Below are 26,970 nucleotides of genomic sequence, written 5' to 3'. Positions count from 1 at the left end.
TTGATGAAAAAAAATATATTATTTATCGGTTTATTGATTTTATGTATTGCTTTAGCAGGGTGTGCAGGCAATGCTACCAAAAGCACAGGGGCATCAGACTCAGAAAAAGTAGTATTAAAGGTTGGTGCTACACCTGTACCCCATTCTGAAATTCTAAATATTATAAAGCCTCAGCTTGAAGAGAAGGGAATCGAGCTTCAAATAATAGAGTTTACTGATTATGTAACACCAAATCTTTCTTTAGATTCAAAGGAAATAGATGCAAACTTCTTTCAACATGCACCTTATATGGAGTCCTTTGCTGGAGAACACAATATAGAGCTGTTTAATGCAGCAAAAATTCATGTAGAACCTTTAGGTTTATATTCAAAAAAAATCAAATCGTCGGATGAACTAAAGGATGGAGCAACTATTTCTATTCCTAATGATCCAACTAATGAAGGTAGAGCCTTGATCCTTTTAGAATCTAAGGGCTATATCAAGCTTAAAGAGGATGCGGGTCTTGAAGCTACAGATAAGGATATAGTAGAAAACCCTAAAAATTTAGTATTTATGCCTATTGAAGCTGCCCAGCTACCAAGAACACTGGATGATGTTGATGCTTCCATTATAAATACTAACTACGCCCTTGAAGCCGGTTTAAATCCTTCAGATGATGCATTACTAATGGAAGGTAGTGATTCTCCTTATTCAAATATCCTTACTATTAGACCAGAAGATAAGGATAATGAAAACATAAAAACATTGATAGAAGCTTTACAATCTGAAAAGGTTAAGAAGTTTATTGAGGAGCAATATAAAGGAGCTATAGTTCCTACGTTTTAGATGAAATAAGAAAAGTAAGGAAAACAACCTATAGATATTCCAGTTAAACAGTTAATTTATACACATCAAAAATCCCTAGAAACATCGGATATTTTGAGATGTATAAATTAAGTTTAACTTTTGGAAATCTATATATATATTCCAAAATGTTGATTATAAAAGTTTTTTAATAAAAAAAGTCAGAGCTGAGATATACCAGCCTTGACTTTTTTTATTGATCCTCATGGATATACTTTTTATTAAATCCTCTCCCTTGCCTCATAATGGGTATGTAAAAGCTCGTGGGCTTTATGTCCATAGGGCTTACCTAGATATTCTTCATATAGCTTTATTATCTCAGGATTTTCATGGGATTTTCTTAGTTTCTTACTCTTATCTTCTTTATATATTGCTTGTTGACGTTTCTTAACGATCTCATCATTCCCATGATGATAGGGCTGTCCACCACCACCTATACATCCCCCGGGGCATGCCATGATCTCTATTGCATGATAGTGGGACTTCCCATCTCTTATATCTTCAAGAAGCCTACGGGCATTTCCTAAACCGTGGGCTATACCTATCTTGATATCCATATCATTTATTTTGACCGTGGCCTCTCTGATACCTTCCATACCTCTTAACTGTGTAAAATCAACCTTTTCAAGGTCTTCTCCCGTCATCCAGTCATATGCAGTACGAATAGCAGCCTCTATAACTCCACCGGTGGTACCAAAGATCACAGATGCTCCAGTGCTTTCCCCAAGGGGATTATCGAAGTCACTATCGGGTAGATTTACAAAGTCTATTCCGGCTTCCTTTAGCATATATCCAAATTCACGGGTAGTAACTACTATATCTACATTATCATTTTCATCTTTAGTAAGCTCAGGACGCTTTGCTTCAGCTTTTTTAGCAATACAAGGCATGACTGAAACTACCACTAATTTCTCTGGATCAATCCCCATTTTTTCTGCATAATAGGTCTTAACCACAGTCCCCATCATTATATGAGGTGACTTACATGTTGATGGTATATCTAATAATTCTGGAAATTGATGCTCAATAAATTTTACCCACGCTGGACAACAGCTGGTGAGCATGGGCAGTGTTCCCCCATGTTCTAAGCGGTGTATAAGCTCCGATGCTTCCTCCATAATGGTTAAATCCGCTGCAAAGTCAGTATCAAAAACTGCGTCGAAGCCCATACGTCTTAGAGCTGTAGCCAGCTTTCCAGTTACTATGGTGCCTGGCTCCATTCCAAAAAGCTCCCCAATGGCAACTCTAATGGCCGGTGCAGTTTGTACAACCACATATTTATCTGGATCATTTAAAGCTTCCCATACTTTATCCGTATGGTTAACCTCAGTTAAGGCCGCCGTTGGGCAAACAGCCACACATTGCCCACAATAGGTACAAGAGGACTCTACCATGGGTATATTGAATGCCGGCCCTACAAAGGCATTAAAACCCCTACTGATAGCAGAAAGTATCCCACAGGTTTGGACCTCGTTACACATGGTCTCACATCTCCTACACATTATACACTTATTTGCATCCTTTACTATGGCACCACTTGAGACATCCTTTGGAAATTTCATTTTCTCCCCAGCCCATTTTATATCCCTCACCCCAAGCTCATGGGCTAAGGATTGAAGCTCACATTCCATGTTTTTAGGACATGTAAAACATTCGTTTGGATGATTTGATAATAGTAGTTCTACTGCCATTCTACGGGCTTTTATTGCCCTTAAGGAATCCGTACGGATTTCCATACCCTCGTGAACCTTTGTGACACATGCAGGAACTAATGTATCTCGTCCCGGTGCTTCGACCATACAGACCCTACATGAAGCCGTCTGATTTACTGCCTTTAAATCATGTAAGTCTAAATGACATAGTGTTGGTATCCTTATACCCGCTTTATTTGAAGCTTCTAATATGGTTATGTCCTTTGGCACTGTGAGCTTCTGGTCATTAATTGTGATTGTGACCATATCCTTATTTTCAGTCATATTCTCACCTCACTCCTTATTTAGGTTTTATTACTGCGCTAAATTTACATGCTTTAAAGCATGCTCCGCATTTTATACATATGCTTTCATCAATTACATAGGTCTTTTTAGGCTCGCCGGATATACAATCCACAGGGCATACCCTGGCACATGCCGTACATCCCACACATTTTTTTGGATCTATCTTATATTTTGCGAGCCCCTTGCATCTTCCAGTAGGACACACCTTGTCCTCCACATGGGCTATGTATTCATCCCAAAAATGTTTCATTGTACTTAAAACAGGATTTGGTGCAGTTTGTCCAAGTCCGCACAATGAGCTATCCTTTATCATATAGGATAATTGCTTAAGTATATCCAAATCCTCGGTTTTTCCTTTACCCTCTGTTATTCTTGTTAAAATTTCATATATTCTCTTTGTGCCAACACGACATGGCGTACATCTACCGCAGGACTCATCCTGGGTGAACTCAAGGTAAAACTTAGCAACATCCACCATACAAGTAGTATCATCCATTACGATCAAACCGCCGGACCCCATCATAGAACCAATAGCATTTAAGCTATCATAATCTATTGGAGTATCAAGGTCTTTTTCAGTAATTACTCCCCCAGAAGGGCCTCCCGTTTGGACAGCCTTAAATTTCCGACCATCTTGGATTCCCCCTCCAATGTCAAATACTATTTCTCTAAGGGTTGTTCCCATTGGCACTTCAATTAAACCTACATTATTGATCTTTCCTGCAAGGGCAAAAACCTTTGTTCCTTTACTTTTTTCGGAGCCTATGGAGGAAAACCATTCTGGTCCCTTCATCACAATGGGGGGAATATTTGCAAAGGTTTCAACATTGTTTACGCAGGTAGGCTTACCCCAGAGTCCACTATTTGCTGGATATGGAGGTTTATATCTCGGTTCCCCACGTCTACCCTCAGCTGAATTTATCAGAGCCGTTTCTTCTCCGCATACGAAGGCTCCAGCTCCAAATTTCAATTCAATATCAAAGCTGAAATTGGAATTAAAAATATTTTCACCTAAAAGACCTAGATTTCGAGCTTGATCTATGGCTATATTAAGTCTTTCTATGGCAAGGGGATATTCCGCCCTAATATATATAAGCCCATGCTGGGCACCTACTGCATATCCTGCTATAGCCATTGACTCAAGAACACTATGGGGATCACCCTCTAATATGCTCCTATCCATGAATGCTCCCGGGTCACCTTCATCTGCATTGCATATAATATATTTAGTATCACCCTGAGCCTTTTTTGTGAACTCCCATTTCAAGCCAGTGGGAAAGCCTCCTCCGCCGCGACCTCTGAGCCCTGATCTTTTTACAATGTCAATAATCTCATCCTGGGTCATGGTGCTGACTACTTTTCCAAGGGATTCATAACCATCTAGTGCAATATACTCATATATATCCTCTGGATTTATAAGTCCACAATTTCTGAGGGCAATTCTTAGTTGTTTTTTATAAAAGGGCATTTTTTCATGGGTTTCAATTATTTCACCCTTTTCAGGTTCTTTATATAGAAGTCTTTCAACTCTCCTACCCTTTACTATGTGTTCATCTATGATATCCTTAGCATCCTTTGGAGTAACCCTAACATAAAAAACATTATCAGGCTCTATCTTAACAATGGGGCCTTGCTCGCAAAATCCAAAACATCCTGTTTTTATTACCTTAGCTTCTTTTTCATATCCACGGGCCTTAAGAATAAGGTTGAGATTCTTGATTACTTTTTCACTCTCACTTGCTACACAGCCTGTACCTCCACAAACCATTATGTTTGTGCGAAAATTACTGCCCATATCCTACCTCCTCATTAATTAGTAGAGATAAACAACTTAAAGCAAAGAAATATTCAGTGAATTTATGCTCGTTCAAAGGTAACATCTAATATGAAATCCTTTAGTGGCTTTCCTTCCTTTATATGCTTTTTAACTATTTCTCTTCCTTTGTTTTCATCTATTTTTCCATATAGAACAGGTTTTTCTCCTGGAATATTGACCTGAACACATGGTTCTGAATGACAGTAGCCCACACAGCCTACTTGTACGACCTTTACATTATCAATATCCTCTTTAGATATCTCGTCCACTATTGCATTTAAGGTTTCCCTTGCACCGGATGCAATACCACAGGTTGCCATGCCTACTAATATCTCAATCTGATCTCCTTCACCCTTATCCCTTAATTTAACTTTGTTTAAGGATTCCTCACGAATTTTCTTTAGATCCTCAAGGGATTTAACTTCCATTTGACTACACCTCCTATTTTTTTATCCACGATATTGATTTAATATTTCATCGATGTCTTCTTCCTTTACTCGTCCATATACCTTTTCATCTACCATAACTACCGGTGCCAATCCACAGGCTCCTATACACCTAACATCCTTTAAAGTAAATAGTCCATCCTCTGTGGTCTCATTGGAACCAATTCCTAACTTTTCCTTTAAACTCTCCGTAATTCTATCGGCTCCTCTTACAAAACATGCCGTGCCCATGCATACGCTAATAATATGTTGTCCCACGGGCTTCGTGGTGAAATAAGAGTAAAAACTTACTACTCCGAAAACCTCAGCCCCTGGTATTCCAAGCTTTCTTGCTATAAAAAGCTGTACTTCCCTTGGTAAATATCCAAAAATATGCTGAGCCCTATGAAGTATCTGTACTAATGCTCCCTTTGTAGTCTTAAGGCCAGCAATATACCTATCTAATTCATCAAATTTTTCCTTTGGTAAATTATCTGTTTTTTCAGGCACACTTATTTCTTTAGGTGTTGTCATATGATCTCACCATCCTTTCAAAATATGGGTTTGAAGCTCTTTACTTATTTAATATTTCCTTATTTAGGCATTTTTAATACGAAAATCTGGACTTTCTTTTCATATAAATAGAAATCATATGTATTTATAAATCAAAAAAATACAGCTACAATATATATTACAGCTGTATTTTTCCCTAATTTTTATTCATTCTTCTTTAGTTCCCCATACATTTCCTTGATCTTCTTAAAATCTTCCCAAAAAGGTCTTTTTTTACCTTCGTCCCTAAGCAAAGCCGCTGGATGGAAGGTGGGAAGTATCATACAACCCTTCTTTTCTATCCATTGTCCTCTTTCCTTTGTAATCCTTAGATTCTTGTCTATTATATTCTTCGAAGCTATAGACCCTAAACATACAATTATCTTAGGCTGTATGAGCTTTACCTGCCATCTGAGATATTGAATACACGCCTGCATCTCATCATCCTTAGGATTCCTATTGTTAGGTGGACGACATTTTACTATATTTGCTATGTAAACTTCTTGTCTTTTAAATCCAATAGCTTCTATTGCCTTTGTGAGCAGCTTACCCGCCGCTCCTATAAAGGCCTCACCGCTTAAGTCCTCTTCTCTACCTGGGCCCTCTCCTATAAACATGATATCTGCATTGGGATCACCTTGTCCAAAAACTACGTTAGTTCGGCTTTCACATAACCTACATTTCCTGCAACTATAAGTAATTGCCCTAAGTTCATCTAAAGTATACATATTTTTATCACCTTACCAGTACTTACAGTATTTTTAATGAAACTCCCATTTATGGTAATTATACTAATAAAACAGTTTGAAATCAAAGTTTTATTTATTACTATAGGGTTTATAAAAAGTAATCATACAATTTGCTCTATTGAAAATTTTTCTAAAATGGAGTAATATAAAGGAAAATTTATATTGGGGGTATGAGTATGAACTTTGAGAAAAGAATTGAAGAAATGCGTGATGAAATCATCACATCTACCAAAGAGATTATTAAGCTAAAAAGTGTAAAGGACCATCCCCAGGAGGGAATGCCCTTTGGAAGGGATATCCATGAATGCTTCATGTATGCTTTGGATTTATCTAAAGAATTTGGATTTGAAATCAAAAATTTAGATAACTATGCTGGCCATGCTGAATTTGGCAGTGGTGACGGGGTTGTAGGTGTATTAGTCCATCTTGATGTTGTCCCCGAAGGCGATGATTGGACTCATCCACCTTATGCCGCAGAAATCCACGACGGAAAAATTTTTGGCAGGGGAACTATAGATGATAAAGGGCCTGCCATAGCCGCATTATATGCTATGAAAGCAGTTAAGGATTCCGGTGTGAAACTAAATAAAAAAATCCGTATTATTTTCGGTCTAGATGAAGAAAGCAGCTGGGAAAGCTTAAAGTACTATTTAAATAAAGAACAGGCTCCAAGCGTTGCCTTTACTCCAGATGCTGAATTCCCTGCAATCCATGGTGAAAAGGGTATCCTAATGTTTGACCTAGTAAAAAGACTTGGAAATAAATATAATGATGATGGAATAAAGGTATTGAAAATAAAGGGTGGCAATAGACCAAATATGGTTCCCGATTATTGTGAAGCCCATCTTGCTTCTAATGCCTTGTTAAAGGAAAAGCTAGTAGACTATGTCAGTAAAACTAATATTAAGCTAGAAATACAGGAAGAGAATGATATATCTATCATCAAATCCTATGGCATATCTGCCCATGGCAGCCTTCCTAAGCATGGCCAAAATGCGGTATCCCAGCTCATGGTATTTTTGAACACCTTGGATTTAGCCTCCGGTGATATAGCTGATTTTATTAAGGTATATAATGAAAAAATAGGAATGGAATACGGTGGTGAATCAATAGGCTGTGGACTTGAGGATGAGGCTACTGGAAGCCTTATATTCAATGTGGGAATAATCGATTTGAACGAAACCGATGTAAAGGTTACGGTAAATATTAGATACCCAGTAACTTTTACAGCTAAAGATGTGTATGAAGGAATGGAAATAGAATTAAAGGGTAGTGAAATTGATATAGTTCATATTGAAGATTCTGAACCCCTATATCTACCTAAGGATCATGAATTGATTCAAAAGCTAATGAAGGTTTATAGAGAATTCACTGGAGATAATAGTGAGCCAATAACCATTGGTGGGGGTACATATGCTAGATCAATGGAAAATGCAGTTGCCTTCGGCCCATTATTCCCGGGACAACCAGAACTAGCCCATCAAAGGGATGAATATATAGCTACTGAAGATTTGATCAAAATTACAAAGATATATGCAAATGCATTATATGAATTGGCAAAGTAATGATGAAAGCGTGTGACCACGCTTTATATGTTACAAGCTCCAAGTCTCAAGTTTTAGAGTCTTACTAATGGGTTTTAAAAATAAAAAACCTACGGGCCTCAAGCCCCGTAGGTCTTCATTTTTAAATTTAATACCTCTTACGTCGTTTATTTTCATCCAATCTATTTATCCTGCCAAGGATTTTACCTCCCGTTTTTATAACATTTAGATTAGAATAGTACATTATTTTCTTAATCCCTGGAAGCCCTATGGATGTAAGTATCATATTATGTCCCCTATTATTTAGCTTATTGAAGCTTCTTCTAAACTCATACATATCTAAATTTTGCTTATTTATAAACTTTGTGAGCTTATTATAATCGTATCCCTTTACTATTGATCGTGCCGCCATTGCTCCGCTTATTAAGGAATTCATCATTCCAAATCCAAGGAAAGGATCTATACCTCCACCCGCATTGCCAACAAAGCATAAATTATCAATTTTATTAGGATATACATACCCCGTGTTGTGCTTTAATCTGAATTCCTCTACTACCTTCCATTTTATATCTTCATAATATAAAAATTTGTCCCAATAAAAATCTACTTGTTTTTCAGCTATATCCGTTACGACCAGTATTAAACTTGCTCTTTTACTGTTAAATGGTGTAAGGTAGGCATAGCCATTATTACAATACCCTTTATTTATCCACATAATTAATGTATTTGGATCAAACTCTCCTAAAACAGTTGCCCCTTTTACATGGGTAGTTACCCAGTCATACCAGCAGCCCTTTTCTTGAGTGAAATTTGAATTTCCACTTCCCACAATTACGTAATCATACTTTTTTGAAAGCTTTTCATAATCGGCTAATTCGTTAAATATGATCCTTGGTTTTTCTAACTGGGAATATAATTGCTTTTTAACAGATTTTTTTTCCTTACTTCTTTCAAAAAAATACCCAAAGTTACCTTTTATAGTAGTAATTTTACTTTCAGAATAGTGAACTAAGGTATTAAGTGTGTTTAAGGGAGTAATATCCAATCCAAAATCCGCCCTAAAATAGGAAAGTGAATCTTTCATAGGTCTATGCAATATAGATAGTATCGCCGCAACATGGGGGTGCATTTCTCCTATGTAATCATTCTTTTCATATATCGTTGGCTTTACACCCAGCCGTTGAAATTCATGGGCACATGAAAGCCCTGAGATTCCAGCTCCTATAATTGCAACCTTCAAATGTTTCAGCTCCCATACCTATCTAATATTTTGAACCAAGTAAAAATTGCTAAAGCAATAGATACCAAAATCATAATGTATAATTTAATGCTCATCTTTTTTCTCTCCATTTTCCTAAAACAATTATTATAAACCAGCTTTGTATTGTCATTGCTCCAATATTTATAATTAAACTGGCAAAATAGCTCCAATTTATATATTCAACTACGCCTCTTTTTACTAAAATCAATTCCATTATTGAATATAATATAAATATAACAATAATATTTACTACTATCATCCACCTTTTATGGGGATGATATTGAGCCATTAGGGTTCCTATAACAAAAACTGGTCCTAGTGAAAAAAACAAAGATGATCCAAGGAATTCTATAATGGGATCATGTATTGTATATAACCCAAGGGATGTGTAATGGTAATCAACAAAGATTTCTACTACGGTAATAAATAATCCTCCAAAAACATTTTTCTTAAACGTCTTCCAATCTACTAATATAAAAAACAATATCCAGTTAATAGTAAATAGTATTGACCATTCCATCTAAATCACTCAATTCAATAATCTGGGTTTAATATTTTTGTTTTATTGGAAATATTTTAGAAATTATATATGGCTTTGATTGGAGTCTTTCAATCTTTTCTTGTAGCCTAATAATCTCTCTCATTTCATCGTCCCTCATTTGAGCAAAAAGCTGTCTAGCCCTAGGGTTTCTAATATGTATAAGATTTTGATTATAAAACAGCTCATTGGAAATCCTGTACTCAAGTATGTCCTTTAAGATATCTACATCCTTCATGATAGCCTCCTAACTTTGAAGGTTTAATTGTATCATTAGATCTTTAATTAATTTAACATGCTCCTTAGAAGTCTCTTTAAGTTCTTTTATTTCTTTTTTGAGTCGTTTATTATCAATATTGTCCATTGCCTCTGTATATTTCTTTAAAAGAAGCTCTTCATGTTCTACTGATAATATGAAAGCCGTATCCATCAAGTTCTGCTGAGACAATTTTTTCATATTCATCCTCCATAAAGCATTTATTGTTAAATATTTTTTTCTACTTAGGTAAATATTATACTTAATGATATGAAGATTTACGTAGAAATTAGATAGGGATTCAATAAAAATTTATATTAAGGAATGGGATCATAAATGAATATATATATATGGACTGGCACTTTTTTTTATGGGAATATCATAATTTTATTAATAATTTTTCTCATATTGATTGATAAAAAAAGGCTTAAGGAGTTGATTCCCGTGGGCTTATTCATTGGGGTCGAAAACTATACCGCGGAAATGCTAGGATTGTACTGGGGATATTGGGAATATCCTCTCAAAACTCCTGGATATCCTGAGGTAACTATCATATCGAGCCTTATTTATTTCCCTATTATTGCAATGCTTTTCTGTCAATATTTATCAAATAGTAAAATAAAAAATACTATTCTAATAGGCTTCTTTGTTACATACAATATGGTTATTGAAATAATAACCCTAAAAACCACTAAACTATTTATATATAAAAGGGGAATGAACTTGCTTATTGCCCTTATTATGTACATTGGGGCATATGTTTTGATAATTTTATTTAGGTATTTTTATTCAAGATTAAAATATAGTAAAGGTAGTTGAAGTATATGAAGGTTGCCATAGTAGGTGCAGGACTTTCCGGTCTATCATGTGCCTTAGAATTAGAAAAGTTAGGAATCATGCCTGAGATTTTTGAGATGGGAAACTCAATTGGCGATTCATTAGATTACACCATTATCAGTATGAAAATATATAATCAATTCAATGAAACCTCAACAAAGTATCTAAAAAAACAGTATGGACTTAAAATAAAGCCCACTGAGTCCCTAAAAAGGATTACAATGCATGGACCGAATTCTACCACAACGGTAAAGGGAAGATTAGGATATATATTTGAAAAAAACAAGAGAGAAGCCTCAATAGAAAATCAAATTTATAAAAAATTAAAATCAAATATACATTTTGATTCCTATGTGGACCCTATAGACTTAAGTACTCATTTCGATTACGTGGTATGTGCAACTGGTAACAGCTTAACTGCTGAGAAACTAAATATTTTTACACGAACATTTTATGCCCAAATGAGAATAGCCACTATACTGGGAGATTTTAATTCCCATGCAATGGAGCTATGGTTTAATAAAGAATATGCTAAAAACGGATATATTTACATTTTACCCCATAATGGGTCTAAAGCAATTTTAGCCTTGATAGTTGACAATATTAGTCAAAGTGAATTAGATTATTATTGGAAGAATTTTTTATCTAAAGAAAATCTTCAATATAAAATCCTATCCACTAGAGATTATGAATTTAATACAGGTATTGTAGAAACATTACAAAGAAATAATATCTTCCTAATAGGGAACTCTGGAGGCTTAGTAGATAATTTTTTAGGTTTTGGTTTCATATCAGCCATAGAAAGTGGAATCTTGACTGCAAAAGCTATATATAATAATCTCGATATTAATGAGCTATTAAGCAATCAGATAAATAATATAGCAAATATGAGAAAGCTTCGTGGGGCCATAGATAAGTTTAGTAATAAGGATTTGGATAGATTAATAAAATTCCTAGGTCTACCTATTATAAAACCACTTATTTATAACAATCCTTGTTTCAAAATAAACAATATTACTTCCATAGGTAAGCTTTATAATAATTTTTCAAAAAATAGGAAATGAAATTTTTCAAAAAATTCTTTTATTTTCTATTTACTCTTCTCGTATTGTTTTTGATTCGTCTTTGTTTGATCTCAGCTGCTATTAAAATAAGAATAGGTATCCCCACTTGAAGAGGCAAGAAGTAGTATATGCCTATACTATCTACCCATTTAGTTTTCATAATGATATTATCATGGATAAAGTAAGAGAAATTACACATGAGCAAGGCTATGGGTGCTACTATAAATCTATATTCTCTACAACCCAATATCTTAGATATGCCATTACAAACAGCCAATAGGCATATGCTTATTTTAACAAAAAAAGAAGTTAAGGTTGCTACTATAACAATAACCTCTAACCTTTGTAAAAGATCTCCAATACTAACCTTGCTAGCGGCACTATGGTTTGGAAAATAAGTCGCTGCGTATAAATCCTCACCTAAGACCAGTATCTCAGCAAGGGAAACCCCGATTATTAAAAATCCTCCCCATAACAATCCCTTGATAAATACATTGTATGAAGATTTTTTTGATTTTAAAGCAAAAAAAACCATCAAAAAAACTACTACATCTCCAAATGGAAATGATAATGCTTGTAGGGTGCCTTTCAAAAATGGCTTGGTGCCTTTATATAGTATTGGCATAATATTGCAAATATCCATTTGAGGAATCAACATAAGTATCATAATCGTTGGAATTGGTGCATTTAATATTACGAAAAGCTTTGACCATCTTCCTAGCACTTCTATACCTGCTTTCACCACAAGAGTACACAGTATAACTACTATTATTGTTGGTATGATAATGGGAGTTTCTGGTAGGGAAATAGCTACAAGATAGTCTCCTTGATCCCTTAATACCAGTGTACCTAGATGAAAAGCATATACAACAAATATTAATCCCACAGCTTTCCCAAAGAATTTTCCAAATACGGCCTCTAGTATACCAAATATATCCTTACCATGATAAAGTGAAAGCAGTCTGGAATATATTAGATACAGTGGAATTGCAAGAACTAATGCCAATAATATAGCCAGCCAAAGATCTCTCCCAGCAGCAATACCAGTTGGTAAAGCTAGTGTACTACCGGAAATAAATAAAATAATTAAGCATATTCCCTGAATATCTGATATTAATTCTTTATTCAATGATACTTCCTCCTAGATATATTTAGTCTTCCACCTTTATGGGTTTAGATGCTAATGCGCTGCCATTTATATTTACCTTTACATTTATTTCTGTTTTCATTCCACTAAAAACCATATCCCAATTTGATTCGATTTTTCTCCATTCCTCTGGCATCTTAGCTTTTATTTTTGTACTAAATCCAAATATATCACTTTCGTATTCCTTCTGTACCTTTTTTATTACATCTTCAACCTGTTTTTTTATTTCTTTTTCCGTATCTTTTTTCAATATCTCCCTAGCACTTTTTTCTATAACATCTACATTGCCAGCTATTTCAGCTATACCAAAATCGCTTTCTATATCTATCATCATAATTATCTTATCCCCTATTTTTTTAGGTTTTAACTTTGTCTTGCTACTGAACAATTCCATGGTTACGTCTACCTTCCTACCGGCTGCACTGGTTTCTATAGTAACTAATCCACCTTTTATCCTGTTTATAACCCATAAATAGGCTTTGGTTTCAATTTCATTTAGGGTTCCTACTATTTTATTCCCTTTAAAAACTGCTTGCCCACCAACTTTTGCAACTTTTTCTCCATTCTTCTTTGCGACTTTCACCATTGGAAGTGTGGGAGAGATTCCTTCTGCATAGATATCTTTAATAAACCTCCACGTAGGAATGCCATGATATGTAGAAATACTTTTTTCGTTTCTTAATATATCATCTATGTGGAAGGAGGTTATGCTTTCACGTTTTTCAAAGGTTTTTTCAAATATTTTACTAGCTGTTTCCTCTGCTGAAACTAATATCCATATATCGTCTCTAAATTCTGAATCTCTACTGGCATAATCCAGTATGGATAATATATTCTTATCCACAATGTCCGGGCCTAATATTATGACCTTTGCATGGCCCCAATATAATCTTCTGGCATTCTTCATTACTGTATCCCTTACGGCATCAAATACCGTAAGCCCCTTACTTTGAAACAATGTACTCCCAAAGCTTTGTCCACCTTCTATAAGCCTAACAACTTCACTGGTACTGATGTATTCATTCTTTTCCTTATCATAGTCAATAGCAACTCCGGCTACGAATCTCATTTTGTTTACATCTCTGTAATTCCAACATCCTGCAAGCATAAATGAACTTATTACTATTATTAAAAAATATATTTTCTTCATGCTACTACCCTCTTTATTATTAATAATTACTTTCCTAATATTGCATTGACTATGGTTTCTATACCCTTCGCAGGACTTGGGATTTCTACTCCTAGTATCAAAAGCAAGCTTATGATAAAAGCAGCTGCAAAAAAGATGCTATATACAACAAGCTCCTTTGTTTTATTTTTTTTATATAAAGGAACCATCTCTATGGTACCAATTATGAGATATCCTAATATCACTAGAACAAACATTTTTAGTCTCCTATCTTTATTGTTTTTGATCTCAATGCACTACCCCTTATGTTCAAAGTCCCATCTACTTCTACATCTAGCTTAGAAAAAGTATTCTCCCAATCGGTCTTTAATACCGTCCATAGCTCTGGCATTTCTCTACTGACAATAGCACCAAATCCAAAAATATCACTTTTATATTCTTCTTGTACTTTTTTGATTACATCTTGCACCATTTTCTCAATGGTATCTTCTCCATTTTTTTGAATCATTCCTAGATTTTTTTCATCCATAAAATCTAAGGTTCCATCTATCTCAATAATGTTGACCATAGTTTTAATGTCCACTTTCATAGTAAGCTTTCCATCCCTATATATGGGTTTTACTTTAGTTTTATTATTAAATATCTCAAAGGTTATTCTTATTGGTTCCTTCGTTATTTCTGTTTCCTCCGTTACTAATGTCCCCCCCTTTAATTCATCGATAACAAACAAAAAGCTTTTTGTCTCGCTTCCATTTAACCAGCCTATCTTTTCTAGTCCTTTAAATACAGCGGTTCCAAATATCTGCCCAATCTTCTTTTTATTAAATTCAGCTATATTTACAGTGGGCAGGGTGGGTGATATTCCTTCAGTGGATAGTTCATCAACGAATTTCCAAAGAGGTACTGCACGATACTTGGATATACTTTTTTGATTCTGAAGCATATCCTCAAGGTGAAAAGAGTTAATTTCTTGTACCTTAGCATTTGTTTCAAAAATCTTTTTTGCTGTTTCTTCCCTGGATACAAGAAGCATTATGTCATCCCTAGTCTCAGAATCCCGTTTAATAAAATCAATAATACTTAAGAATTTTTCTTTTTCCTTAATTATATCTTCACTCAAAATAAACACCTTGGCATGACTCCAGAATACCTTCTTACCAGTTTTAGATATCAAATTTCTTATTGCATTGAACAAATTATCTCCAAGACCAGTAAAATTTTCAGGCTTGATCTGGGTTTGCCCACCTTCCATTACGGGCCTTACTATTTCTACTGTCAATTCAAGCATATTTTTTTCTTTGTTATAGTCTACTGCTGCTCCTGAAACTATTCTTTTATCACTAATTTCACTATAATTCCAGCAGCCAGGTATGAATAAACTGGTCATTATTAAGAGGACTATTAGAAATCTTTTCTTTCCCATGCTATTACCTCTTTTCATGCAATCCATCATTGGTTTGTCGGACTTTATTATTATCCCCAATAAGCTTAGGTCTCAGATACATGACCCACCATGGCGCTCTAATAGCAGTATCCTTTATATCCTGCATATCTAAAGAACCGATGTTCAACATATACGGTATTCCAAAGGATTTCATGGCCATAAGATGAATGAATAAACCTATAACTCCAAAGATATAACCATAGAGTCCTAAAAAAGCAGATAACAATAAAAATATGAGTCTAACAACTATTAATGCTCCCACCATTTGAGGCAGTAGAAAGTTAGATATACCAGTTAAAGCAGTAACTATTACTATGGGTGCGCTAACAAATCTTGCAGTAACTGCAGCTTCGCCTAGGATCAATGCCCCAACAAAGCTTATTGTGGAACCGGCGGGCTTGGGAAGTCTAACTCCAGTTTCCCTTAGTATCTCAAAGGCAAGGAGCATAAACAGTGCTTCAACTATAGTGGGAAATGGTACTCCTTCCCTTGCTGCAGAAATACTAAGAAGCAGCGGCGTAGGTATCATTTCCTGATGAAAGGTGGTTAAAGCTATGTATATGGCAGGGACACTGGTTGAAAGGAAAAAGGCAAATATTCTAATAAATCTATTTATTGAGGCATAGATAAAACCATGATAATAGTCCTCATTTGCTTGAAAATATTCGATAAAAACATGGGGTAAGGTGAGAACATGGGGCGTTCCATCTACTATCAAAGCAATTCTTCCTTCTAGTAAATTGCCTGCTACTATATCTGGTCTTTCAGTATTTCCTATGGTTGTAAATGGAGATAATGGAGAATCCTTGACAAGCTCCTCTACATATCCGGATTCTAATATTCCATCTATCTCTATATCATCTAATCGCTTATTCAGTTCAGCGAGTATTTCCTTGCTGGCTAAGCCTTCCACATAGCAAATACAAATCTTTGTTTTTGTACGGGTACCTAATTCCCTAAATTTGAATTTTAAATCAGTACTTCTTATTTTTCTCCTTATTAATGTTAAATTTGTCATAATAGCCTCATTGAAGCCTTCCCTTGGTCCCCTAACTATTCTCTCAGAGCTTGGTTCCTCTATGGATCTTGTATTCCAACCCTTAGAATCTATTAATAGGGCTTCATTAAAACCATCCACCAATAAAATAGCATCTCCATATAAGCATGAACTTAATAGGTCATAAACATCCTTCTGTATTTTAACTGTACTAGAAACAATTATGCTGTCTTTAAAAATATCTATTACTTTTTTATCTATATCTAAATCCTGGGGCGAAAGCTCAACTACGGGTTGAATTATATTCTCATTTACGATTTCCTTATTTACCATCCCATCTATAAAAACTAAACAGCATTTTAAGGAAGATGGCCCCTTGGTTTCAAATCCTCTGAATCTAATCGTATCATCGTTATTGAATATCTTTTTAAATAGCTCTATATTTTCATCCAAATCCTTATATAGCTTCCAATCCTCTGCAGTTACAACTGTTTTCCGATTTTTTTTGCCTAGTATTTTGTCTTTTAATATCTTAAACATATCGTCACCCTTCATATATTTTTATAAGAATTTTTTTCTATTAATAAACATTTAATCCAATAAAGGTATTATTAGTTTGTATGTAGCCCTGCAAAAATATACCCAATAAAAAAGAAAAAAGAGAATTCATTAAAACGAATTCTCTCTCACTTTATATTAATAGGGGAACCTTACTATGAAATGATTACCCTCTTCATCCACACAAAGCTCCATATTACCTTTATTTTTTTCAACTAGCTTTTTAACTATATGAAGTCCTAATCCACTTCCGTCTTTTCCCTTTGTAGTGAATCCCTTTTCAAATATTTTTTCCTTCATATTTTGGGGAATAAGTGGTACATTGTTAACCACCTCAAATACATACTCACCTAGATCCTCATATATTTTTATTATAAGCTTTTTCTCCTCTGACTCTGCCTTATCTAAGGCATAAATAGCATTCTTTAATAGATTAGATAATATCTTAGTTAAATCATAAATCTTAACGGGTAAATCCGATTGAAGTTTTATACAGTCTAATACTACTTCAATATTACGTTCCCTCGCCTTTGATAAAATAGAAAAAATGGTTGACTCTATCTCTGGAATGCCTATCTCATATTTTTCTTTTATGGTAACTCCTTCATTACTTGCTTTTATTAAATAGCTTAGTGCCTTATCATAGTGCTGAAGCTCCATAAGTCCCCATATTATTTGTAAATGATTTGTAAAATCATGTTTGTACACCCTCAGCTTTTCATTCATTTTTTCACTCAATACTAGACGATAGTTTGCCATCTCCTTTTCCGTGACTACTTTAGAAAGTATCAAAGTTTCAATAACTATCACCAATGCAGTAACAAGACTTATAAGAATGATTGGCGTGAAATTGTTTTTAAAATTCTTTTTCACAGTTTTAGTCAGCTCATCCTTCGGTACCGTAGCTACAAGATACCAGTTTATAGGATATAATTTAGCTATTCCAACAAAATGTCTGTTCTCGGAAATATCTACTTCATTCATTTTATAGAAGTTCTGTTCTTTTACTAAATGATTCAATATTGGTTTAGGTACATTATAATTTTTTGTACTCAGAACAGGGTTATTATCTCCATCGCAGATAACAACTCCTCCAGTATTGCCGATATATGTATCATTATATAAATCCTTAAAGCTATGGGAATCTATGGTTACAAAACAGTATCCTACATTTTGTGAGTTTTCTAAATCAAATATCTTATATACTAAAAATAAAAATTTCTCATCCCTTGACTTAAAATAAATATAATCTGGAACATCATATTGCCATAAAAAGTCATTTTCCTTGGAAACCAATTCTTTAAAGGAGTTGCTTTCAAAAAAATTTTCACCGTTTATTACTATGTCGTGATTAGAGGAAATAATATGTCCCTTGTTGTTTATACATACAAATCCCTCAATATATGGAATATTATTTTTTAAGATATTAAACTGCTCTTTTGTGAACTGAGATATCCTACTTTTGTAAAATGGAGTTAGAGTTTCAAAGTTTTGTACACTTACTCGTATGCCATTATGCTTGGTAATTTTTGAAACACCCTTTTCAATATTATGCAATGCAAAATTGACAGACTTGCTAGTCTGCCTCAATATTTGTTCAACATCCTCGATTTTCTCTTTTTCAACTGCATCGATTGTTCTAATATAAACAAAGTTTACATATAAGGCCATGGGTATATAAATCAATATTAGCAAAATACTCAGATATCTAATGCTTACTGCTTTGTTTTTACTAAAGAACTTTAGGAGTCTGTTCAAGGCTATTCACTCCATCTTCATGTTAATATCCTATTTAAGGTATTAGATTATGGGGGGTAGTTGTCTATAATATTTTACATATTTATTAATATCTTTTCAAGAAATTATTTTTGCTAATAATTGAGAAATTTGCATATTATACTTATTTTTTAATGGGGTATATCAAAATAAAGCTCTTCATAGTAATATACCCCATGGATTTTTTTATTACTTCAATATCTCATCTATAACTCCACCACCTAGGCATACCTCTCCATCGTAAAAAACCACAAACTGTCCCTCTGTAACGGCTTTTTGTTGTTTATTAAAAATAACCTGACAGCTATTATTTGATTTCATATGCACGGTGACCTTCTTGTCCTCTTGTCTATACCTAAACTTTGCAGTACAGGTGAAGGACTTTTCCCGTTTTTTTTCACTTATTAAATGAAGCCCCTCAGCCACTAATCCCTTTGAGTATAAAGCAGGATTATCTTCACCTTGAACAACATATAATATATTGTTTTTTACGTCCTTACTAGCAACAAACCAAGGCTGTCCACTACCTCTACCTCCGATTCCCAGTCCTTTTCTTTGTCCTATGGTATAATACATGAGTCCATCATGGGTTCCTAATACTTCACCGGAAAAACTCTTGATTTCACCTTTCATTGCGGGTAGATAATTGCTGAGAAACTCTTTGAAATTCTTTTCTCCTATAAAACATATCCCTGTACTATCCTTCTTTCCAGCAGTTTCTAATCCAGCTTCTGCGGCAATCCCTCTTACCCTGTCCTTTGTTAAATGCCCAATGGGGAATATTGTTTTTGAAAGAGGATATTGACCTAATGCACATAGAAAATAGGTTTGATCCTTGCCTTCGTCCATACCTCTAAGCAGCCTGTATCCTCCATCATGAAAATCTACCCTTGCATAATGACCCGTCGCAAGATAATCAGCTCCCAGTTTTATTGCATAATCTAGAAAAGCCTTGAATTTTATCTCTTTATTGCAAAGCACATCTGGATTGGGAGTACGACCTTTTTTATATTCATCCAAGAAGTATTCAAAAACTCTATCCCAATATTCCTTTTCAAAATTCACTGTATAGTAAGGTATATCTATTTGATCACATACCTTTCTAACATCCTCATAGTCTTCTTCGGCTGAGCAGAATCCAAGTTCATCCTCATCACTCCAATTCTTCATAAATATTCCTACTACTTCATAGCCTTGTTTTTTTAGTAGAAGGGCTGCAACCGAGGAATCTACTCCTCCTGACATACCAATAATCACCTTAGTATTTCTTATATCCTTGTCCATCTTGACCAGCCTTTCTTTTTGATGGTTTAACAATATTATTTGAATTTTTCAATATATATATTTTGTTATTTTGCAAATAATAATTAAGCTAGGATTATTCATAGAAGGTTTAGAAAAGTGCAAAGGGTTTTGATTTCTAAGGCATTTATAGAATTTGAAGGCATACCAAGGCGGCACATCAAGGATTTGATAAATGACCTAAAGACAAAGGAACCCAGGAGGATTTAAAATTTTCTATGGATAATCCGAGTTTAAGAAAATAATTTCACAAAATATTTTAAAGGAGGGCTTATATGTCAGATAATAAATATAAAGAAAAAAGCATGTCAATTCCCATTGAAAAACATGAAACTGCGGCATGGGCAAATATCGAACACATCAAAAAAAATTCAAGAGTTCCTTTGCCCAGTAAATTTGAAGTTGAAAATGCTAAGGAATGGGTAGATAAAAATCAGAAATAAAAGTTCAGGGACTCAATGTCCCTGAACTTTTATTAATTATACTGCATCTCCGAAAGTCTTTTATATGTTTCGTACCTATCCTTTGCATCCTGTTCAGCTTTTAGATACAACTCTTGGGCTATATCAGGGAAGGTATTCTCAATCTGTGCAAATCTAACCTCACCTAGTATATAGTCCCTAAAGGATGCTTTAGGCTCTCTAGAGTCTAGTACAAATGGATTCTTATTTTGCTGTTTTAGTAAAGGATTATATCTATATAGATGCCAATATCCTGATTCAACTGCCTTTTTCTCCTGTACAACGGAGGTTCCCATGCCAGTCTTTATACCATGGCTTATACATGGAGCATAGGCTATGATTAAGGATGGCCCTTTATAATTTTCGGCTTCCACAAAGACCTTTACTGTATGATTCATATTGGAGCCCATCGCAACCTGAGCGACATATACATAGCCATAACTCATCGCCATCATGCCAAGGTCTTTTTTTCGTATCTTTTTACCTGAAGCAGCAAATTTTGCCGCAGCCGCTGTTGGTGTTGCCTTTGAGGATTGTCCTCCCGTATTGGAATAAACCTCTGTGTCCATAACTAGAATATTTACATCTTCACCGGAAGCCAATACATGATCTAGACCTCCATAGCCAATATCATAGGCCCAACCATCTCCACCAACTATCCACTGTGACTGCTTAACAAGATAATCCTTTTTCTTTATAATCTCATCAACGATCTTATTTCCCCTAAACTCCTGTTTATCTATGACAGATAACAGCCTCTTGCTAGCCGCCTTTGAAGCTTCCCCATCATACATTGCCTCTATCCATTCAGTAAAGGCTTCCTTACATTCATTAGGAAGCTCTGCTCCTTGTCCTTGCTCCATCAAATCCCTTAGTCTTTCTCTTATCTGTTTTGCCGCTAAATACATTCCATATCCATACTCAGCATTATCCTCAAATAGGGAATTTGCCCAAGCAGGACCATGCCCACATGCATTAGTGGTGAATGGAACAGATGGTGCGCTACCTCCCCATATGGAGGAACATCCCGTTGCATTGGCGATCATCATTCTATCTCCAAATAATTGTGTGGCTAATTTTACATAAGCAGTTTCTCCACAGCCAGCACATGCTCCTGAGAACTCAAGCAGTGGCTGGGCAAACTGACTTCCCTTTACGGAATGCTTATTCATTAAACCATCTTTATATGGCAAATTATTTACGGCATATTCCCAGTTTCCTGTTTGCCTTGGTGTCTCCTCCTCTGCATTTACCATTACTAATGCCTTCTGGGGTGCTGGACATATATCTGCACAATTGCCGCATCCAGTACAATCTAATGGACTTATTTGCATACGGTATTCTAGTCCGTCAAAACCCTTACCTATGGCCTTCTTAGTCTCAAAGGTATCTGGAGCATTTTTCTTTTCCTCTTCATTTAGCAAAAACGGCCTTAGTACTGCATGGGGGCAAACATATGCACATTGATTACACTGAATACACTTATCGGTTTGCCACTGTGGTATCATTACGGCTATACCACGTTTCTCAAATGCTGTGGTTCCAAGGGGAAAGGTTCCATCTTCTCTACCCTTGAAGGAACTAACTGGAAGGTCATCCCCCTCTTGTTTAGCCATAGGTCTTAGGATATTTTTAATAAATTCTGGTTCATCCTTTACATTCACTTCTTCATCCCGTACATTGCCCCATGACTCCGGCACATTTACCTTAATAAATCCATCCACTCCCCTATCTACGGCTGCAAAGTTCATATCAACAATTTTTTGACCTTTTTTACCATATGTGGCTTCAATAGATTGCTTAAGATATTTTACAGCATCCTCTATTGGAATCACTTCTGTTAGTTTAAAGAAGGCTGACTGCATAATCATATTTATTCTACCGCCAAGCCCAATATCATGGGCTATTCCTACCGCATCAATGATGTAGAATTGTATGTTATTTTCACATATATATCTTTTAAGAGAAGCCGGCAGCTTTTCACTTAACTCTTCTTCCCTCCAAGGACAATTTAGTACAAAGGTTCCCTTTTCTTTAAGTCCTTTAAGTAAATCATAGTGATATACATAGGACTTGTTATGACATGCTACATAATCGGCCCTATTTACTAGATATGAAGATTTTATAGGTTTCTTTCCAAATCTTAAATGGGATACTGTGGTTCCACCGGATTTTTTACTATCGTAGGAGAAATATCCCTGGGCATACAAATCAGTTTTATCTCCAATAATTTTGATAGCAATTTTATTTGCTCCCACTGTACCATCTGATCCTAATCCCCATAGCTTACAGCTTATTGTATCCGCTGGTGTGGTTTCTACTTCACCTTGATCCACTAGGGAAGTATTGGTAACATCGTCGATAATACCTATTGTAAAATTATTTTTAGGATTTACTCCCTTGAGATTATTGAATACTGTAATAATTTGGGATGGTGTTGTATCCTTAGAACCTAATCCATATCTACCTCCTACTATAACCGGCTTTTCATCCCTTTCATAGAATAAACTTCTAACATCCTCATAAAGGGGCTCACCTAAAGCACCGGGTTCCTTAGTTCTATCCAATATAGCAATCTTCCTAACTGTATGTGGTAGAATCTTGAAGAAATATTTGGGTGAAAAAGGTCTATACAGATGAACCTTTATTACTCCAACCCTTTCTCCTTTATCCATCAAATAATCGACGGTTTCCTCTATGGTATCACATACGGACCCCATGGCTATGATTATCCGCTCGGCATCCTGGGCTCCATAATAATTAAATGGATGATATTCTCTACCTGTGATTTTACTGATTTCATCCATATATCCTTGAACAATATCCGGAACCTTTTCATAGAAAGGATTTATGGATTCCCTTCCTTGAAAATAAATATCCGGGTTCTGAGCTGTTCCCCTTAGTACAGGACGCATAGGATTTAATGAGTTATTTCTGAATTCTTCAACGGAATCGTAATCCAATATACTTCTAAAATCTTCATAATCAATAACTTCAACCTTTTGTACCTCATGGGAATTCCTAAAGCCATCAAAGAAATGAAGAAATGGAATTCTTGATTTTATAGCAGATAAGTGGGCTATTCCCCCTAGATCCATCACTTCTTGTACACTTCCAGAGGCTAGTAATGCAAAGCCAGTTTGTCTAGCTGCCATTACATCCTGATGATCCCCAAATATAGATAATGCATGGGCTGCTACAGCACGGGCGCTTACATGAAATACCCCTGGAAGAAGTTCTCCTGCAATCTTATACATATTGGGTATCATCAATAATAAGCCTTGGGAAGCCGTGTATGTAGTAGTCAAAGCCCCTCCCTGTAATGACCCATGAACTGACCCCGAAGCCCCTGCTTCAGATTGCAGCTCTGCTACTCTGACGGTCTGACCAAAAAGATTTTTCTTCCCCTTTGCTGACCATAGGTCTACTAATTCAGCCATTGGAGAAGAAGGTGTAATCGGATATATGGACGCCACTTCAGTAAATGCATATGAAACATATGCAGCAGCTTCATTGCCGTCCATGGTCTTCATTTTTTTTGCCATAAAACAACCTCCATCCTTTGATCTGGTTAAAGTAAAACCAGTTTCTCATACATTTTTTAGTATTTTACATTTTTCTTATATCATTCATAAAATTGAGTGAATCGACAATTATATATAGAGCGAATTGCATAATTACTTATTACAAAAACTATCTACTATATATAGTTTTAAAATCCCCAAACCTATACCACCAAATATGCTATATCTTAAATATTCAAATTAAGAATGATATTCCCATATTAGGTTTAGCCAAGTCAGAGTTATGCAATTTCCTCTATAGATAAACAACATTAAGATTTAAAATATATTAAACCTTGAAGTTGTTTATCTTTAATTTGATCTAAATATTAAAAACCCTACCTATTGTTTCTAACCCATAGTGTACTTTTTCAAATAAAAGCCCAGCTATAAACCATACAGGCGTATAATCTAATCTTATTAGCCCATTAACTGAAAAATTGCTGTTGCTATAATCCCATGGACATATGCCTAAGACCCTTCTCAATATCCATCCAGTACAATACTCTACTGTAAATATTAATACCGTATATATACCTCCTCTTAAAATAAAATTTAAGCCCCCAATTCTTTGATGGATAGGTTCAAAAAAAATTGCCAAGCCATATATGAAAAACATCCATATATATGTTTGCCCAGTCAATTTGATATCTCCTTTTAAAAAAGATCCAAGCCCAGTCCAAAACACTTCCATGCACCAGCCAAAAAGTCCATAAATTACAAATCTGCCTATCATGTATTTATTTTTACCTTAATTTAGTAAATTATTTATATTATTTCAATAAAAAAAGAGCTGTCTCAAAGACAATAGCCTAAATTTTGAGACAACCCTTTAAATCCTTACCTAAATTATTGGGATAAATACTATATATCCTTCAATCTCCCACACATTCATTTTTCTTGCCTTATCCATCATTTTCAAGGCTTTCTTTTTTTGTAATTATATTACTTATTTGTTGCTACAATCATTTCATATCCAAATGTTAAAATTAACTGATATTTTAAATTTAGTAATTCCAATGGTTTGAAGGAATAATATTGTAAAATACTATTTAAGATATTCTTATCCATAAATTAATTTTAAATATTCATAATATTACAACTTTATTTTTTTTACATTTTTCTACATTTTTTTTTTTTTTTATGCTATACTTCTTTTGCGCGCATATTTTATAATAATTAATGAGAGGAGCTTTTTTATGAAAAAAAAATTGTTAATATGTATTATGATCTTATCAGTTTTCACCATTACATCTCTTAACGTTTTTGCTGCTTACGGAGATTTGATAAATGGAACCTGCCCAGATCAACAAAGTTGGATGGATAAAATTGCTAGATACAACGACTTGGTTTTAGAACAAAGAAGTAAAATTGAAGAAATAAATATGAAAATATATAACGTAGAATGTGAAATGTCTGATACTGAAAAGAGCTATACACAAAATAAATATCTAGCTGCTTTTTATGCTACAACTAATCCCGAACTATCACTTGAGTACGCATATAATGCAGCTGCGGACAGGGCTACACTTGAAAAATTAAAAAAAGATAAACAAGCTTTAGAAGCTGGAATTGAGACACATGAAGAGAATATTGATAATTTAAAAAAATATATCAATGATTGGAAAGCTAAACTAAGAGAGCATGATCCAAATACTTGTAAATGGTGGGAATATCATCATGAGCATTAAAGGAAGATGAAATATTTTTAAAAATTTTTTGTTCTAAATTATGCATAAGCAAAAAAGCATTGCTAACATCTTAAAAATAGAGTTTAGCAATGCTTTTTATTTAGGCTTTAACGATATTCTTTACTTTTAAAATGTATTGAAATACCTGAAAACAATATTCTAAAGACTAATTTAAGATACAATAAAAGCTCCTGCTGATCCAGGAGTTTACAGTCTGAAACGATAGTTTCACTATGGAACTATCGTCTTTTCTTCGATTAAGGTATATGCCCTACATCCATGTCATTAGGTAAAAGGCAGAGAAGTCCCTTTGTCTATTAAAAAACACTATTCCATTATAGAGTAGTGTTCAAATTTTCACTTATAATATTTCTTACTCTCTCATTTAAAGTCTTGGAATCCTTTACTATTTCTTCATCCATATGTAGCGGGGACGCACATGTCGCAGGGACGCATGTCGCAGGGACGGAGTTGTTGACACTATTATGCTTTTGGAATAATACCTATAAGTCTAGCGATTTGCCTAATTGATAACTTGTATTTTTCTTTTAGTTTTCTCAAATATATATTTCTTGTACATCTATCAAAGTTTTGTAAATCTGATGCATGGTTTATCTTACATAATTTTTTATTATTGTTCTTGCTTCTTCGTCGGTTATGCGGCGTCTTTTCTCTATATCTAAACAAGCATCATCATTGACCTCATTATTATATTGAGTAAATCCTTCTATTGCCTTTTTTCTATCATTATTGAATATATTAAGTGTAAAGCCTATATCAATTAGCTCTGCTTTATTTACATATTCATGATAACTACTCCATTTGTATTCTTCTATATTAGTTACTAATCCAGCTTTAATAGGGTTTTGATGAATATATCGCTGGACAGTTAGGAGATATTTATCATCTTCTACGGGCTCACTTTTAAATCGATCTTGAAATAAGTTTCCTATTCTGTCGTATTTACTGTTGTACCAATAAACATAACTTCCACATATCCTACGCATTACTTGTTCTAAT

At 34.7% G+C, this 26,970-nt stretch carries 24 protein-coding genes; 5 read left to right on the top strand and 19 right to left on the bottom strand.

Translation table 11 applies throughout. The features are described from left to right. The first annotated feature begins 3 nt into the window (after window positions 1-3). On the top strand, window positions 4-825 hold the full coding sequence (locus N4A68_00780) for a MetQ/NlpA family ABC transporter substrate-binding protein (GenBank protein ID MCT4562852.1): 822 nt from the start codon (window positions 4-6) through the stop codon (window positions 823-825). Between the two features lie 239 nt (window positions 826-1,064). Here the strand turns inward: N4A68_00780 and N4A68_00775 are convergent, their stop codons facing one another. The 5 genes from N4A68_00775 to N4A68_00755 form a co-directional block, all read right to left on the bottom strand. Next, window positions 1,065-2,819 (bottom strand): NADH-dependent [FeFe] hydrogenase, group A6, encoded by a 1,755-nt coding sequence (locus tag N4A68_00775; GenBank protein ID MCT4562851.1) that lies wholly within the window; start codon window positions 2,817-2,819, stop codon window positions 1,065-1,067. Between the two features lie 16 nt (window positions 2,820-2,835). Beyond that, window positions 2,836-4,635, bottom strand: a complete 1,800-nt coding sequence (gene nuoF, locus N4A68_00770) for an NADH-quinone oxidoreductase subunit NuoF (GenBank protein ID MCT4562850.1) — start codon at window positions 4,633-4,635, stop codon at window positions 2,836-2,838. A 62-nt stretch (window positions 4,636-4,697) separates the two neighbouring features. Then, the gene (locus N4A68_00765; GenBank protein ID MCT4562849.1) at window positions 4,698-5,084 is read right to left on the bottom strand and encodes a (2Fe-2S) ferredoxin domain-containing protein; all 387 of its coding nucleotides are present in this window, start codon (window positions 5,082-5,084) and stop codon (window positions 4,698-4,700) included. Window positions 5,085-5,105: 21 nt separating this feature from the next. After that, on the bottom strand, window positions 5,106-5,615 hold the full coding sequence (nuoE, locus tag N4A68_00760; protein ID MCT4562848.1) for an NADH-quinone oxidoreductase subunit NuoE: 510 nt from the start codon (window positions 5,613-5,615) through the stop codon (window positions 5,106-5,108). 182 nt (window positions 5,616-5,797) lie between these two features. Then, window positions 5,798-6,361, bottom strand: a complete 564-nt coding sequence (locus N4A68_00755) for a uracil-DNA glycosylase (protein MCT4562847.1) — start codon at window positions 6,359-6,361, stop codon at window positions 5,798-5,800. Between the two features lie 197 nt (window positions 6,362-6,558). Here N4A68_00755 and pepV point away from each other — a divergent pair, with 197 nt between their 5' ends. Continuing rightward, window positions 6,559-7,947: a dipeptidase PepV gene (gene pepV / locus N4A68_00750; protein MCT4562846.1), complete on the top strand. Its 1,389-nt coding sequence runs from the start codon at window positions 6,559-6,561 to the stop codon at window positions 7,945-7,947. 127 nt (window positions 7,948-8,074) lie between these two features. Here pepV and N4A68_00745 read toward each other — a convergent pair whose 3' ends face one another. The 4 genes from N4A68_00745 to N4A68_00730 form a co-directional block, all read right to left on the bottom strand. Beyond that, a complete protein-coding gene (locus tag N4A68_00745) occupies window positions 8,075-9,166 on the bottom strand; it encodes an NAD(P)-binding protein (GenBank protein ID MCT4562845.1) in 1,092 nt (363 codons plus the stop codon). 91 nt (window positions 9,167-9,257) lie between these two features. Further along, complete coding sequence (locus N4A68_00740) at window positions 9,258-9,707, bottom strand: hypothetical protein (protein ID MCT4562844.1); 450 nt, start codon at window positions 9,705-9,707, stop codon at window positions 9,258-9,260. 28 nt (window positions 9,708-9,735) lie between these two features. Next, complete coding sequence (locus N4A68_00735) at window positions 9,736-9,963, bottom strand: PA2169 family four-helix-bundle protein (GenBank protein ID MCT4562843.1); 228 nt, start codon at window positions 9,961-9,963, stop codon at window positions 9,736-9,738. A 9-nt stretch (window positions 9,964-9,972) separates the two neighbouring features. Continuing rightward, window positions 9,973-10,182 (bottom strand): hypothetical protein, encoded by a 210-nt coding sequence (locus N4A68_00730; protein ID MCT4562842.1) that lies wholly within the window; start codon window positions 10,180-10,182, stop codon window positions 9,973-9,975. Between the two features lie 623 nt (window positions 10,183-10,805). Here N4A68_00730 and N4A68_00725 point away from each other — a divergent pair. Beyond that, window positions 10,806-11,882: an NAD(P)-binding protein gene (locus N4A68_00725; GenBank protein MCT4562841.1), complete on the top strand. Its 1,077-nt coding sequence runs from the start codon at window positions 10,806-10,808 to the stop codon at window positions 11,880-11,882. A gap of 19 nt (window positions 11,883-11,901) precedes the next feature. Here N4A68_00725 and N4A68_00720 read toward each other — a convergent pair whose 3' ends face one another. From N4A68_00720 to mnmA, 7 genes are all read right to left on the bottom strand, one after another. Beyond that, on the bottom strand, window positions 11,902-13,011 hold the full coding sequence (locus N4A68_00720) for an endospore germination permease (protein ID MCT4562840.1): 1,110 nt from the start codon (window positions 13,009-13,011) through the stop codon (window positions 11,902-11,904). 22 nt (window positions 13,012-13,033) lie between these two features. Then, window positions 13,034-14,179, bottom strand: a complete 1,146-nt coding sequence (locus N4A68_00715) for a Ger(x)C family spore germination protein (protein MCT4562839.1) — start codon at window positions 14,177-14,179, stop codon at window positions 13,034-13,036. 26 nt (window positions 14,180-14,205) lie between these two features. Next, window positions 14,206-14,415, bottom strand: coding sequence for a hypothetical protein (locus tag N4A68_00710; GenBank protein MCT4562838.1), 210 nt, complete (start codon window positions 14,413-14,415; stop codon window positions 14,206-14,208). A 2-nt stretch (window positions 14,416-14,417) separates the two neighbouring features. Further along, window positions 14,418-15,581 carry a Ger(x)C family spore germination protein gene (locus tag N4A68_00705; GenBank protein MCT4562837.1) on the bottom strand — a complete coding sequence of 388 codons (1,164 nt, stop codon included), beginning with the start codon at window positions 15,579-15,581 and terminating at the stop codon, window positions 14,418-14,420. 4 nt (window positions 15,582-15,585) lie between these two features. Beyond that, entirely contained in the window at window positions 15,586-17,139 is a 1,554-nt protein-coding gene (locus N4A68_00700) for a spore germination protein (protein ID MCT4562836.1), read from the bottom strand. A 156-nt stretch (window positions 17,140-17,295) separates the two neighbouring features. After that, window positions 17,296-18,915, bottom strand: coding sequence for a cache domain-containing protein (locus N4A68_00695; GenBank protein ID MCT4562835.1), 1,620 nt, complete (start codon window positions 18,913-18,915; stop codon window positions 17,296-17,298). Between the two features lie 207 nt (window positions 18,916-19,122). Continuing rightward, complete coding sequence (gene mnmA, locus N4A68_00690) at window positions 19,123-20,217, bottom strand: tRNA 2-thiouridine(34) synthase MnmA (GenBank protein MCT4562834.1); 1,095 nt, start codon at window positions 20,215-20,217, stop codon at window positions 19,123-19,125. A gap of 293 nt (window positions 20,218-20,510) precedes the next feature. Between mnmA and N4A68_00685 the strand changes: the two genes are divergently transcribed. Beyond that, a complete protein-coding gene (locus tag N4A68_00685; protein MCT4562833.1) occupies window positions 20,511-20,678 on the top strand; it encodes a DUF3787 domain-containing protein in 168 nt (55 codons plus the stop codon). A 32-nt stretch (window positions 20,679-20,710) separates the two neighbouring features. Here the strand turns inward: N4A68_00685 and nifJ are convergent, their stop codons facing one another. Further along, a complete protein-coding gene (gene nifJ / locus N4A68_00680) occupies window positions 20,711-24,241 on the bottom strand; it encodes a pyruvate:ferredoxin (flavodoxin) oxidoreductase (protein ID MCT4562832.1) in 3,531 nt (1,176 codons plus the stop codon). Window positions 24,242-24,581: 340 nt separating this feature from the next. Next, window positions 24,582-24,995, bottom strand: a complete 414-nt coding sequence (locus N4A68_00675) for a putative ABC transporter permease (protein ID MCT4562831.1) — start codon at window positions 24,993-24,995, stop codon at window positions 24,582-24,584. 463 nt (window positions 24,996-25,458) lie between these two features. Here N4A68_00675 and N4A68_00670 point away from each other — a divergent pair, with 463 nt between their 5' ends. Further along, window positions 25,459-25,950, top strand: a complete 492-nt coding sequence (locus N4A68_00670) for a hypothetical protein (protein ID MCT4562830.1) — start codon at window positions 25,459-25,461, stop codon at window positions 25,948-25,950. Window positions 25,951-26,561: 611 nt separating this feature from the next. Here N4A68_00670 and N4A68_00665 read toward each other — a convergent pair. Beyond that, on the bottom strand, window positions 26,562-26,970 hold a 409-nt coding region (locus tag N4A68_00665), incomplete at its 5' end, for a transposase (GenBank protein MCT4562829.1).

Origin of the sequence: Maledivibacter sp. (assembly GCA_025210375.1) — a bacterium.
Classification (GTDB): Bacteria; Bacillota; Clostridia; order Peptostreptococcales; family Caminicellaceae; genus JAOASB01.
This window is presented reverse-complemented; position numbering and strand designations above follow the sequence as displayed.